General features: G+C 59.6%; 9 protein-coding genes. 5 read left to right on the top strand and 4 right to left on the bottom strand.

The window, feature by feature from the left end:
- Positions 1-41: 41 nt before the first annotated feature.
- The 3 genes from BFQ03_RS23045 to BFQ03_RS23035 form a co-directional block, all read right to left on the bottom strand.
- Positions 42-2,468 (bottom strand): heavy metal translocating P-type ATPase, encoded by a 2,427-nt coding sequence (locus BFQ03_RS23045; protein ID WP_065944109.1) that lies wholly within the window; start codon positions 2,466-2,468, stop codon positions 42-44.
- 446 nt (positions 2,469-2,914) lie between these two features.
- On the bottom strand, positions 2,915-3,343 hold the full coding sequence (locus tag BFQ03_RS23040) for a CopD family protein (protein ID WP_065944108.1): 429 nt from the start codon (positions 3,341-3,343) through the stop codon (positions 2,915-2,917).
- Positions 3,340-3,693, bottom strand: coding sequence for a DUF3817 domain-containing protein (locus BFQ03_RS23035; RefSeq protein WP_065944107.1), 354 nt, complete (start codon positions 3,691-3,693; stop codon positions 3,340-3,342). Before BFQ03_RS23035 ends, BFQ03_RS23040 begins: the two co-directional genes overlap by 4 nt.
- Before the next feature lie 111 nt (positions 3,694-3,804).
- Between BFQ03_RS23035 and BFQ03_RS23030 the strand changes: the two genes are divergently transcribed.
- Positions 3,805-4,761, top strand: coding sequence for a GlxA family transcriptional regulator (locus BFQ03_RS23030; RefSeq protein ID WP_065944106.1), 957 nt, complete (start codon positions 3,805-3,807; stop codon positions 4,759-4,761).
- Positions 4,762-4,798: 37 nt separating this feature from the next.
- Here the strand turns inward: BFQ03_RS23030 and BFQ03_RS23025 are convergent, their stop codons facing one another.
- Positions 4,799-5,572, bottom strand: coding sequence for an IclR family transcriptional regulator (locus tag BFQ03_RS23025; protein ID WP_065944105.1), 774 nt, complete (start codon positions 5,570-5,572; stop codon positions 4,799-4,801).
- Positions 5,573-5,846: 274 nt separating this feature from the next.
- On the opposite strand from BFQ03_RS23025, the gene BFQ03_RS23020 reads away from it, so the two are divergent.
- The 4 genes from BFQ03_RS23020 to BFQ03_RS23005 all read left to right on the top strand — a co-directional run.
- A complete protein-coding gene (locus tag BFQ03_RS23020) occupies positions 5,847-6,932 on the top strand; it encodes an efflux RND transporter periplasmic adaptor subunit (protein ID WP_275656703.1) in 1,086 nt (361 codons plus the stop codon).
- 5 nt (positions 6,933-6,937) lie between these two features.
- Positions 6,938-10,075: an efflux RND transporter permease subunit gene (locus tag BFQ03_RS23015; protein ID WP_065944104.1), complete on the top strand. Its 3,138-nt coding sequence runs from the start codon at positions 6,938-6,940 to the stop codon at positions 10,073-10,075.
- A complete protein-coding gene (locus BFQ03_RS23010) occupies positions 10,072-11,505 on the top strand; it encodes an efflux transporter outer membrane subunit (protein ID WP_065944103.1) in 1,434 nt (477 codons plus the stop codon). The genes BFQ03_RS23015 and BFQ03_RS23010 overlap by 4 nt, the downstream gene beginning before the upstream one ends.
- Positions 11,506-11,772: 267 nt before the next feature.
- Positions 11,773-12,847: BapA/Bap/LapF family prefix-like domain-containing protein (locus BFQ03_RS23005; RefSeq protein WP_139115729.1), on the top strand; the 1,075-nt coding region annotated here is incomplete at its 3' end.

Raw genomic sequence — 12,847 nt, 5'->3', positions numbered from 1 at the left:
GACAGCCTAAGCAGGGCAGGGAGGCTCGCTCCATGCCCTTTTCATGGGGTTGAGGTGGAGTTTTGGCGCGGCATCCGGGTCAGGCGCAAGGCGTTGAGTACCACCGTCAACGAACTAATGGACATGCCGACAGCGGCCCAAATGGGCGTGATCCACCCCAGGGCGGCGAACGGCAGCATGAGGCCGTTATACAGCGCCCCCCACAGCAGGTTCTCAATGATGATCCGACGTGTGCGCCGTGCCAGGCTGAAGGCTTGCACCAACGCATCCAGGCGGTTGGACAGCAGCACCGCGTCGGCGCTGGTCTTGGCCAGGTCGGTGGCCGAGCCCATGGCCACGCTGATATCCGCAGCGGCCAGCACCGGGACATCGTTGACCCCGTCGCCGAGCATCAGCACTTTACGGCCTTGGCGATGCAATTGTTGCAGCACTTGCAGCTTGTCATTCGGGCTCAGGCCGCCGCGGGCCTCGTCAATACCCAGTTCGGTGGCGACGCTGGCAACCATTGGCGAGCTGTCGCCCGACAGCAGCAGCGTGGTCCAGCCACGCGCCTTGCAGGCGGCAAGCAGCGCGGGGGCGTCGCTGCGCAGGTGGTCGTCAAGGACCAACCAGGCCACCGGCCCTTGGCTATCGCCCAGCAGCAGCCATTGGCCGGCCTCATCCGGCATCGGCGGAACTGCACAGGCGCTCAGGTCACACACGAACGCTGGCTGGCCGATGCGCAGGTGTTGCTCGCCCACCCAGCCCTCCAGACCCAACCCGGGTATGTTCAGCACGTGTTCGGCAGCCAGCGACGCACGGCCGAAGGCTCGGGCTATCGGGTGTTCGGAGCGGTTCTCCAGGGCTGCGGCCAGGCTCAGGCATTGCTGACTGTCGAGATCGCCCAAGGGGTGAATTGCACGCAAGGTCAAGCGGCCCTCGGTGAGTGTGCCGGTCTTGTCGAAAATCACCGTGTCGATCTGATTCAAGCCTTCGAGTACATGACCGCGAGTCAGCAGCAGGCCGAGTTTGTGCAGGGTGCCGGTGGCGGCAGTCAATGCGGTCGGGGTGGCCAGGGACAGCGCACAGGGGCAGGTGGCGACGAGCATTGCCAGGACGATCCAGAAGGCCCGTGAGGCGTCCAGTTGCCACCAGAGCAAGCCAATGGCGGCCGCAGCGATCAGCGAGAACAGCAGGAACCATTGGGCGGCGCGGTCGGCGATTTCGGCCAGGCGTGGTTTTTCGGTCTGGGCTCGCTCCAGCAGGTGGACGATCGCGGACAGGCGAGTGTCCTGGCCCAGGGCCAGGACTTGCAAGGTCAGCGTGCCATCGACGTTGAGGGTGCCGGCGGTAACCACGTCGCCCGGGCTGCGCGGTTGCGGCAGGTATTCGCCGGTGAGCAGGGATTCGTCGATGCTCGACTGGCCTTCGAGGACCTTGCCGTCCGCCGGCAGGATGGCGCCGGGATGCACCAGTACCTTGTCGCCCAGGCGCAGTTCGCTGAGCAGGATGCGTTGGCTTTGGCCGTCGGCGTCCAGGCGCAGGCACGAGGCCGGCAGCAGATTCACCAGGCGCGCGGTTGCGGCCGCCGTACGCTCGCGGGCTCGACGTTCCAGGTAGCGTCCGGCGAGCAAGAACAAGGCGAACATACCCACGGCATCGAAGTACAACTCGCCGACTCCGGTAATCGCGGTCCAGATCCCGGCGATATAGGCGATGCCTATCGCCAGGGACACCGAGACGTCCATGGTCAGGTGACGGGTGCGCAGGTCACGCAGGGCACCTTTGAAGAATGGCGCGCAACTGTAGAAGACGATTGGTGTGGTGAGAAACAACGCTACCCAGCGCAAGATGGTGTGCAGCTCGGGGCTCAAATCCAAATTGAATTCCGGCCAGGTCGCCATGGTTGCCATCATTGCCTGGAACCATAGCAGCCCGGCAACACCCAGCTGACGCAGGGCCAGGCGATTTTCGCTGGCCAGTTGTTCGGACGCATGATCGGCCTGATAGGGGTACGCGGCGTAGCCGATCTGTCTGATCTCGTTAAGCACCTGGCTCAGGGGTAGCTGCTGGTCATCCCAACGCACATTCAAGCGATGGTTGGACAAGTTCAGTCGTGCTTCAGCCACCGCCGGCAGAGCGCGCAGGTGTTTTTCGATCAGCCAGCCGCAGGCGGCGCAGTTGATGCCTTCAATCATCAGGAGGGTTGTGGCCAGCTCGCCCTCATGCTGGACGAAGTGTTGCTGTACATCTACCCGGTCGTATAGCACTTGCTCATCCGGCAACTGCTTTGGCAACGTTTCGGGGTTGGTCGAGGCTTCACTGCGGTGGCCGTAGTAACCCTCCAGATTATTGGCAGCAATGGCTTGGGCCACGGCCTGACAGCTCGCGCAGCAGAACTCGCGGGTTGTGCCCAGGACGACAGCGGTATGGGGGCTGCCGGCAGGCACCGGCAAGGTGCAGTGGTAGCAAGGAAGTGGCGTGCTCATCACGGTCTCCTGCCCTCGGGCGGGTCGCATCACTCCAAGCCAGCGGCATCTCGCTGCTGCGCGTTGAGGGACGGTGCTTCACCATGGATGGAGTTCACCCATACCAGCAGCAAGTCCCCCGGTAAGGCTGCTTGGAAAACGCTGGCGGGGCGAACGCTGTAACGCTAAGAGAGAAATGGGCCAGGTTGAGTAGGGAATTCCCCTGCTCATCGCCGGCTGTTGATTCGACTCTTGGCGATACCGGGATGGGGTTATCGCGTCAGTGAAACTGACAAGGCTTCCTATGATCTCCAACAGTGAGGTTAGAGGTATAAAAAAGCCGCTTCGCGAAGGTGATCACATCGATGCGAGCGGCTAGCGAGATAACTCAAAGGAGGAAACGTGAAAGTACGTGGGTGATGAGTCTTTCTATGTAGGAAATTTCCCAGGGCTTTTGCCGTGGTGATCTAAAACGGCTTGTTGACGACGAGGAAAACGATCGCAGCGGCTACGATCATCAGGCTTGGCATTATCAGCACCAAACGCGCGGGTGGTGTGTCCGTCGGGTGTTCCATTCGCCGTCGCAGGAAGCCGCTCAACCCCGCGTGCAATACGCTCAAGCTCAGCACGCATACCAATTTGAGCGATAGCCAGGTGGCGCCGACCCAACCACCTTGTGCAGCGAGGGTCAGGCCGCTCAGCCAGGTAAGCAGCATCGCGGGCACGGTAATGTGCTGGCACCAGCGCCGCAGCGTGCGTAACCGTGATAGTTCAAGCGGCAAGACCGGGCCAGGCAGGTCGCGCCCCGCGAGCAACAACAGCACAAACATGAACAGCCCACTTATCCAGAACAAAACGGCGCATAGATGCACTGACTTGATCAGCAGGTAGGTCATGCGCCATTGCTCTGCTCAAGTTTGGGCTGTTCGGGCGATTGCTTATTGCGCCGCCATAGAAACCGGGCTGCAAAAAAGCCACCGAGCGGAATAAAGGCCAATGCAAGGGCGCCCAGTAGTTTGGTGGGTTTCCATTTTTCGCTGGCGGCGACGCTGATCGCCAGCCAGCAATAAGTCAAGAATGCCAAGCCATGCAATGGGCCGACGACTTGCACTGCCGCCGGGTACCCAAAGAAATGTTTGAGCGGCACGGCGACGGTCAGCAAGATGAGCAAGCTGCTGCCTTCTACGCAGGCGGCATACCGCAATGGCCGTAGCGAATCAGAGGAGCGGACAGGTAAATCGGTCATCGGGATGGGTATCTATGAAGGGTAGACGGTCGAGTATGGCGACCTTGCAATGCCAAGCCAATTGGCTAAAATGCCAATTACCGAAGGATTCGAGCCAAATCGGACAGCCAAATGTCAATTCACGTTGCTGCGCATAAAATCGCTGTGCTTGCTTTCGATGGCGTGGTGCCGTTCGACCTGACCATACCGCTTGAAACGTTCGGGCGTGCGCGCCGCGAGACTGGCGAGCTGGTCTATGAGGTGTTGGTCTGCGGCCCCTCGCGAACGGTCAAGTCTGCGCACTTTGACATGCGCGTGAGGTGGGGGTTGAGCGAGCTGGCCAATGTCGACACGATCATTGTGCCCGGCGCGTTGGATTTCACCGCACCTCTGCCAAAAAAACTGCTGGATGCCTTGAGTGACGCCGCGGCGGCGGGCACTCGGGTGGCCTCGATCTGTACGGGGGCGTTCATCCTGGCGGAATGCGGGTTGCTGGATGGCTTGCGGGTCACCACGCATTGGTCCGCAGCGCTGATGCTGGCCAACCGATATCCACCTGTCACCGTCGACCCCAACGTTCTGTTTATCGATAACGGCCAGGTACTGACCTCTGCTGGTGCATCCGCCGGCCTGGATTTATGCCTGCACATGATCCGGTGCGATCACGGCGCTCAGATTGCGGCTGATGTGGCGCGCCATGCGGTCATGCCGTTGGAACGGGCCGGGGGGCAGGCTCAGTTCATCGTTCACCAGCCTCCCGAATCAACCGGGATGCTCCAACACCTGCAAGCGTGGGTTGAGCAGCATCTGGACCAGCCTTTGACGCTAGAGCAACTGGCGGGCAGGGCGTCGGTCAGTACCCGAACGCTAAGCCGGCGCTTCCGCGAACAACTGGGCGTTACCCCGCTGCAGTGGCTATTACAGGCGCGGGTGCGACGGGCGCAATACATCCTGGAAACCACGAATTTGTCCGTGGAGCAGGTGGCACTGCGCACCGGGTTTGGCTCCTCGACATCGTTGCGAGAGCATTTCCGACGGCTGCTGGGCACAAGCCCGGTTGCTTATCGGAACGCCTTTTCCAGCGCTTGAGCGTGACAGCCGCTCGTCGCGAGTCCACTGCAGTCGCTCAGTCCTGCTGGCGGCCGATCACGCGTTCTACGGCGTGTTTTGTCTCCAGCAACGCGGCCTGAAAGCGCTCGACATGCACCTTGGCCCGCGAGGCCGGTGCCACGACAGTGATGGAGAAATTGCCCAGGTAGGTGCGGATGATGGTGGCGTAGGAGCAGATGCCTTCGATGTACTCTTCCGTTTCCTCAGCGATGCCACTGGCACGGATCTGTTGCAGTTGTGCCAACAAGGCCTTTTTGTTCAACGTGGAGTTTGTCAGCGCCGGCAGCTGTTTTGGCAGGATGACTTCGAGGTCCTGAGGTGACAGTTCGGCCAGGAGTATCTTGCCGCTGGATGTTGCAAACGATGGGGGGTTGATGCCGATCGGAAAGACAATGCGCAATTCCCGTTCAGCCACCACTCGATCGATCACATACACCTTGTCGCCGATCAGGGACGACAACGTCACCGACTCGTTCAACAGTTGGCCAAGCTCAATCAGAAAGGGCTGAACCGATGAAATGATGTCGCTCTGGGTCTGGTTGATCAGCAAGCCCAGTGCGGTCCCCAGCCGAAAGCCGCCCTGTGGGCCGATGGATTCAACCAGGCGTTCTTCTTCCAGGGCGGTGATGATCCGTTGCACCGTTGATCGAGGCAGGTCGACGGCTTGCGCAATCGCCGCATGGCTCAAGCCCTTCGGGTTGTTTCCCAGCGCGCGCATGATGGCGGCGGCCCGCGCAATGACCTGGATGCCACCGTTTTTTTGTTCCTGCTTGAGTGTCTCGTCGCTCATGTCGTATTCGCTCGCCTTTTTGCCGGGCGCCCATCTTACCCGATAGCGCCCTTTGGTCCTGGTGATCACTCCATTGGCGCATGTGGTTGCGCAGTGTATGAGCGCTCGCCAAGGGTTTTTGAACCGTACGGATTGATTTTTGTGTATCGTATAGTGATACACTGAATCTTATCGTGGTTCACTTAACTTTTTTTCATGATCCTGGGGAGTGCTTCTGGTGAAGCTCAGATGGCCGTCGCGTGCTGTACATATCCTTCCGCTCACCACCGCGTTACTGGTGGGCTGTAATCAATCCGAACAGGTTTCGACCGCCAGTCCTCCGGTGGAGGTTGGGGTTTATACGGTCAAGGCCGAGTCCCTGGTCATGACCACTGATCTGCCTGGGCGAACCTCGGCTTATCGCGTTGCGCAGGTACGCCCGCAAGTCAGCGGCATCCTGCAAAAGCGTCTGTTTGAAGAAGGGGCTCAGGTCAAGGAAGGGCAGCAGCTCTACCAGATTGATCCGGCGACCTATCAGGCCACCCTGGCCCGGGCGCAGGCCAACCTGGACACTGCGCACAACCTGGCCAAACGCTACGCGAGCCTTTTGGAAACCAACGCGATCAGCCGTCAGCAGCATGACGATGCGCAAGCCGCGTGGAAGCAGGCGTTGGCGGATGTTCAGGTAGCCAGCATCAACGTTCAGTACACCAAGGTGTTGTCACCGATAAGCGGTCGGATCGGGCGCTCCAACATCACGGAAGGCGCACTGGTGACCAATGGCCAGGGCACGGAACTGGCGACGGTCAACCAGCTCGACCCCATCTATGTCGATGTGACCCAACCGATTACTCGCATGTTGGCGCTGGAGCGTGCGCTGGAGTCCGGTAGCTTGCAGAGCACGGGCGCAGGGCAGGCACACGTCACCCTGACCCTGGATGACGGCAGTGCATACCCGTTGCCGGGGGCGTTGAAGTTCTCTGAAGTCAGCGTCGACCCCGGCACAGGCTCCGTGACCCTGCGTGCGGTTTTTCCTAACCCGGAGGGTAAGTTGCTGCCAGGCATGTTCGTCCATGCCCAGCTAAAGGAAGGTGTGCGCGAGGCGGCCAAACTGGTGCCGCAGCAAGGCATTATTCGCGACAGCCGGGGCGTCGCCACGGCGTGGGTGATCAAACCGGATGAAACCGTCGAGCTGCGTGAGCTGCAAACCTTGCGCACCGTGGGCAATGCCTGGTTGGTCGGCAAGGGGATCGAACCTGGAGAGCAAGTGGTCACCGAAGGGGTGCAACGCTTGCGCGCAGGAGCGAAGGTCAAGGCCAGCCCGGCCACTAACGTTGAGTTGATCAGCGACTTCAGCGCCACGACCGGCGAAGGGAGCTGATACCCATGTCCCGTTTCTTTATCGACAGGCCGATTTTTGCCTGGGTTATCGCCTTGATGCTCATGTTGGGGGGCGCGTTGGCGGTGATTTCGCTGCCGGTCAACCAATACCCGAATATTGCGCCACCCGCCGTGCAGATCACCGTGACCTATCCGGGTGCGTCGGCACAGACCGTGCAGGACACGGTGGTACAGGTGATCGAGCAGCAGCTCAATGGCCTGGATGGCTTGCGTTATATCTCCTCATCCAGCAACACCGATGGCAGCATGCAGATCATCGTCACCTTCGATCAGGGTACCGACCCGGACATCGCGCAGGTGCAGGTGCAGAACAAGCTGCAACTGGCTACCCCCATGTTGCCCGAAGAAGTCCAGCGCCAAGGCATTCGGGTGGTGAAGTATCAGGTCAACTTCATGTTGATTCTGGGGCTGGTTTCAACCGATGGTCGAATGTCGGAGTTCGACATGGGCAACCTGATCGTGGCCAATCTCCAGGACCCTATTTCCCGTACCAAAGGCGTCGGTGATTTTTTGGTCTTGGGTGCGCAGAACGCCATGCGTATCTGGCTCGACCCCGGCAAGTTGAACAGCTATCAGTTGGTGCCCCAGGACGTCATGAACGCGATTTCGTCGCAGAACGTCCAGGTCTCATCCGGGATGCTCGGTGGTTTGCCGGCACGTAAAGGTATTGAGCTGTCGGCCACGATCATCGGCAAAACGCGCATGACCACCGTGGACGAGTTCCGCGAGATTCTGCTCAAGGTCAATCCCGACGGCTCGCAGGTGCGTATCAAGGATGTGGCCGAGGTTGGACTTCAAGCGGAAAACTTTTCCATTTCCAGCCAGTTCAACGGTAAGCCTGCAGCGGGCCTTGCCTTGCGTCTTGCCACCGGTGCCAACCTGCTGGATGCGGTCGCGGCGGTCAAGAAAACCGCGGATGAGCTCAAGCCTTACCTGCCGGAAGGGGTCGAGATTGTATTCCCCTACGACACCTCGCCCGTGGTGGCGGCCTCGATCAAGTCGGTGATCTACACCCTGTTCGAAGCGATCGTGCTGGTGTTTCTGGTGATGTTCCTGTTCTTGCAGAACGTTCGGGCTACGCTGATTCCTTCTTTGGCGGTACCGGTGGTGCTGTTGGCCACGTTCGGCGTGTTGTTCGCCTTCGGTTTCACCATCAACGTGATGACCATGTTTGCCATGGTGCTGGCCATTGGTTTGCTGGTGGACGACGCCATCGTGGTGGTGGAGAACGTCGAGCGGATCATGGCCGAGGAGGGGTTGTCGCCTAAAGAGGCGACACGCAAATCCATGGACCAGATTTCCGGAGCGTTGGTGGGTATCGGCCTGGTGATTTCGGCGGTGTTTATGCCGATGGCGTTCTTCAGCGGTTCGGCGGGCGTGATCTATCGGCAATTCTCGATCACCATCATTGCCGCGATGAGCTTTTCGGTGCTGGTTGCCCTGATATTTACCCCTGCGCTGTGTGCCACCTTGCTCAAGCCGCATAAAGCCGGCGCGCACGAGAAAAAAGGCTTCTTTGGCTGGTTCAACCGCACGTTTGAAAAAAACACGCTGCGCTATGAGCGCGGCGTCAAAGGCATCCTTACGCGGCGCTGGCGCTTCATGGGTATTTACCTGTTACTGACCGTGGGAGCTGGGTTGCTGTTTACCAAGATCCCAATGGCATTTTTGCCTGACGAAGACCAGGGCATCATGGCGGTTCAGGTGCAACTGCCACAGAACGCCAGTACTGAGCGGACTGAAGACGTCCTGAATCAGGTGCGTAAATTCCTGTTGGAAGATGAGAGTGTTGGTATTTCGTCGGCCTTTACCGTGAGCGGTTTCAACTTTGCCGGTCGCGGCCAGAGTAGCGGCATCGCGTTCGTGGCGTTGCGGCCGTTTGCTGAGCGCACCTCACCGGATCAATCGGTGTTCGCTATTTCCGATCGGTTGAACGCAAAGTTCGGCACGATCAAGGACGCCAACGTTATTGCTCTAGTGCCCCCGGCGATTCTGGAGATGGGTAACTCGACCGGGTTCAACGTGTTCCTGCAGGATAACGGGAACATCGGGCATGCCGGCCTGATGGCTGCCCGTAATCAGTTCCTGGGGTTGGCGGCACAAGATCCGACGTTGATGCTGACCCGGCCTAACGGCCTGGATGATGAAGCGCAGTACCAGGTCATCATCAATGATGAGCAGGCGCGGGCGCTGCAGGTGTCTATCGCCGACATCAACCAGACGATGTCGGTCGCCTGGGGCTCGGCCTATGTCAATGACTTCATCGACGGCGGTCGCGTCAAGCGGGTGTATGTGCAGGGCGACCAGGACTCACGCATCGCGCCTGAAGACTTCGACAAGTGGTACGTACGCAACGCACAGGGCGAAATGGTGCCGTTTTCGGCGTTCGCCACGGGCAAGTGGGTGTATGGTTCGCCGAAGCTGGAACGCTACGGTGGTATCTCTGCCATCGAACTCCTGGGTACACCGGCCCCTGGCTACAGTACCGGTGATGCCATGGCAGCGGTTGAACGCATCGCGGCGCAGTTGCCTCCTGGCATCGGTATGTCCTACACCGGCTTGTCCTATGAGGAGCGACACGCGGGTGCGCAGGGGCCAATGCTGTATGCCTTGTCGTTGCTGATCGTGTTTTTGTGCCTGGCCGCACTGTATGAGAGCTGGGCGATTCCGGTGTCGGTGCTGCTGGTGGTGCCGCTGGGTATTCTCGGGGCTGTCTGTGCGACCTTGCTGCGCGGGCTGTCCAACGACGTGTTCTTTCAGGTCGGGATGCTCACCACCATGGGTTTGGCGGCGAAGAATGCGATCTTGATCGTGGAGTTTGCCAAAGACCTTTACGAGCACCAGGGACGCACGCTGGTCGAAGCTGCCGTGGAGGCTGCCCGCCTGCGCTTGCGGCCGATCATCATGACCTCGATTGCATTCATTATGGGCGTGTTGCCCTTGGCCCGGGCTGTCGGCGCGAGCAGCGGCAGCCAGCACTCCATCGGCACCGGCGTGGTGGGCGGTACGCTCGCGGCGACCTTCCTGGCGATCTTTTTCGTGCCCTTGTTCTACACGTTCGTCACCGGCCTGTTGAGCAAAAAAAAACAACCGGATAACGCCCCGTCGGGAGAGCAAGCATGAGACTTAAAACGTTGACGCTCTGTGTGTGCCTCGGATTAGGCGTGCCTGGGTGCAGCCTGATTCCGAAAAAATCCTGGTTGGAAGTGCCTGCCGAGAACGCCTGGCCGCAAGGCGCTGCCTATGCTCAGCCTGGCTTGATCGAGGCCAATGCGCCCCGGGTACTGTGGAATGACTTTTTCCGCGATGACGGGCTGCGACGGATGATTGCCGTGGCCCTGGAGAACAATCGGGACCTGCGGGTCGCGGCCCTGAATGTCCAGGCTTATCGTGCGCAATACCGGATCCAGCGCTCGGCACTGTTTCCCTCTGTGGATGTGAGTGGCAGCGGCAATCGGCAGCGGTTGCCGGCTGATCTGTCGAGTACGGGGAGCGCCGGTATTCAGAGTCAATATGGGCTGAATGTCGGCATCACCTCTTATGAGCTGGATGTATTTGGGCGCGTCAGTAGCCTCAACGCGGCGGCCCTGGAAAATTACCTGGCCACCGCACAGGCGCAGAACAGCATCCGTATCGGCTTGATCGCCGATGTGGCGAGTGCGTATCTAACGTGGCGTACGGACCAGGCGTTGCTTGAGCTGACCACCAGAACCCTGGACAGCTACAGCGCGAGCCTGGCGCTGATCAACCAGGCACATCAGGCAGGTACGTCTTCCGAGCTCGATGTACGTCAAGCGCGCACTCAAGTCGACACGGCCAAGGCGCAAATGCTGCAGTACACCCGGCAAGTTGCCCAGGACGTCAATGCCCTGCGGCTGCTGCTGGGTGCCAACCTGCCGAATGACCTGCCCAATGGCGCGCCGCTGGACGGCGCCGTCCTGGCGGATATTCCCGTGGGCCTGCCGTCCGATCTGCTGCGCCACCGTCCGGATATCCTGCAGGCCGAGCACCAGTTATTGGCTGCGAATGCCAACATCGGCGCGGCTCGGGCGGCATTCTTCCCCTCGATCCGCTTAACTGCGACGGCTGGGTCGGCCAGCAGTGAGTTGGGTGACCTGCTCAATGGCGGCCAGGGCAGTTGGAGCTTTGCCCCGCAGATCAGCGTGCCGATTTTCAATGGAGGACGGTTGCGCGCCAGCCTGGATTACGCCGAAATCCAGAAAGACATCAGCGTTGCCCAGTACGAAAAGAGCATCCAGACCGCGTTTCGTGAGGTGGCCGATGGCTTGGCGGCGCAGGGCACCTTTGGCAAGCAGTTGCAGGCACAGCGTGATCTGGTGATGGATAGTCGCGCTTATTTCGATTTGGCGCAGCAGCGCTACGAAACGGGTGTAGACAGCCATTTGACCCTCCTCGATGCCCAGCGACTGTTGTTCACGGCTGAACAAAGGTTGTTGAGTGATCAACTGCTTAAGCTGGACAGTCAAGTCCAGCTATACAAGGCGCTAGGCGGAGGTTGGGAGCCTTCTCAACTGATCAGTTCCGCTCGATAGTCAGGTCAAAAAACGGGCCAGCGTTGGCTGGCTCGTCAATGATCGTCATTGGTTTTCTCTCCTTTTTTCTGAAACGCCTGCTCGAGTCAGTGGTGATGCTGCTGGGAAATGTCCTACATATTGGCCGGAAATTTCTCACGAGTATGTGCGCCGGTAAATGTCCGAACACCGCATGTGTGACCGGGCGTTATTGGTTTGGCTGACCAGTCTTCGACGTTGTTTGAAGGGTGCTCAGTCGGATTTCTCATATTTGGAGAGAAAGCACGTATGGCGCAGGTTAGTTTGATAGATATCAAATCTGGAAAACTGGTAGAGCAGGCAGCGGGTCATTCCACAACCGTTGGCAGCCCCAGTATCGTAAAGATTTCGTTGAATCCTGAAACGCTGAAGTCTGCTTCCCGGGCTGGCGACGATTTGGTCATCGTGTTGAAGTCCGGTGAGCAGGTCGTGCTCAAGGGCTTTTTTGTTGTGGCGGCTGACGGTCTGCACAATGAGTTGGTGTTGGAAAACGAAGGGAAATTCTGGCACGCGACTTATGAGCCAAGCCAGGCATCACTTTCTTTAAAAGAGATTTCCAATGTAGATGAGCTGCTTGTGGAGGACGGTGACAACACCTTCATGTGGCTCATTGGTGCACTTGGGCTTGGCGGCGTAGTGGCGCTGGCAAGTCACAGTGGCGGTGGCGGTGGCGGTGGCGCAAACGCTTCTGTCAGCGCTACCAAACCGTCTGCGCCTGTGATCAGTTTCGATACTCAGGCCAACAAGCTCGCTATCCAGGGCCGCCCCGGCGCTGCATTTGAGGTCAAGGGGGAGGGTGGTCAGGTACTTGCCTCCGGCACGCTGGGTGATGATGGACGTGTGCAGGTCGAGCTACCTTCAAGTGCCAGCCATCAAACTATCACCACGACTCAGACGGAGAATGGCCTTCAGTCTGATCCCTCCGTAGCACTCACCCTGCCGCTGATGAAGCCGACGCTGGGCACGCTAAATCCCGACACCGGGGAATTGCCGGTCACCGGCAAGCCAGGCGCGACCGTGCAGGTGCAGGACCAGAACGGCAACCCGATTGGCAACCCAGTCACTTTGGACGACAAAGGCCAGGGCACCGTGACCCTGCCGGGCAACACCAGCGGCCAGCAGGTTGGCGTGGTGATCAAGGAAGGTGACACCCAGTCTCCAGCCACCAACGTTGACGTGCCGCTGCTGGCACCGCAGTTGGGCACTGTCGATCCTGAGACCGGCAATGTAGCGGTCACCGGCAAGCCGGGCGCGACCGTGCAGGTGCAGGACCAGAACGGCAATCCGATTGGCAACCCAGTCACTCTGGACGACAAAGGCCAGG

Source organism: Pseudomonas sp. 25 R 14 (genome assembly GCF_900004755.1).
In the GTDB taxonomy this organism is placed as follows: domain Bacteria; phylum Pseudomonadota; class Gammaproteobacteria; order Pseudomonadales; family Pseudomonadaceae; genus Aquipseudomonas; species Aquipseudomonas brenneri.
The sequence above is the reverse complement of the archived record's forward strand: the minus strand, read 5'-3'. Positions and strand labels throughout refer to the sequence as shown.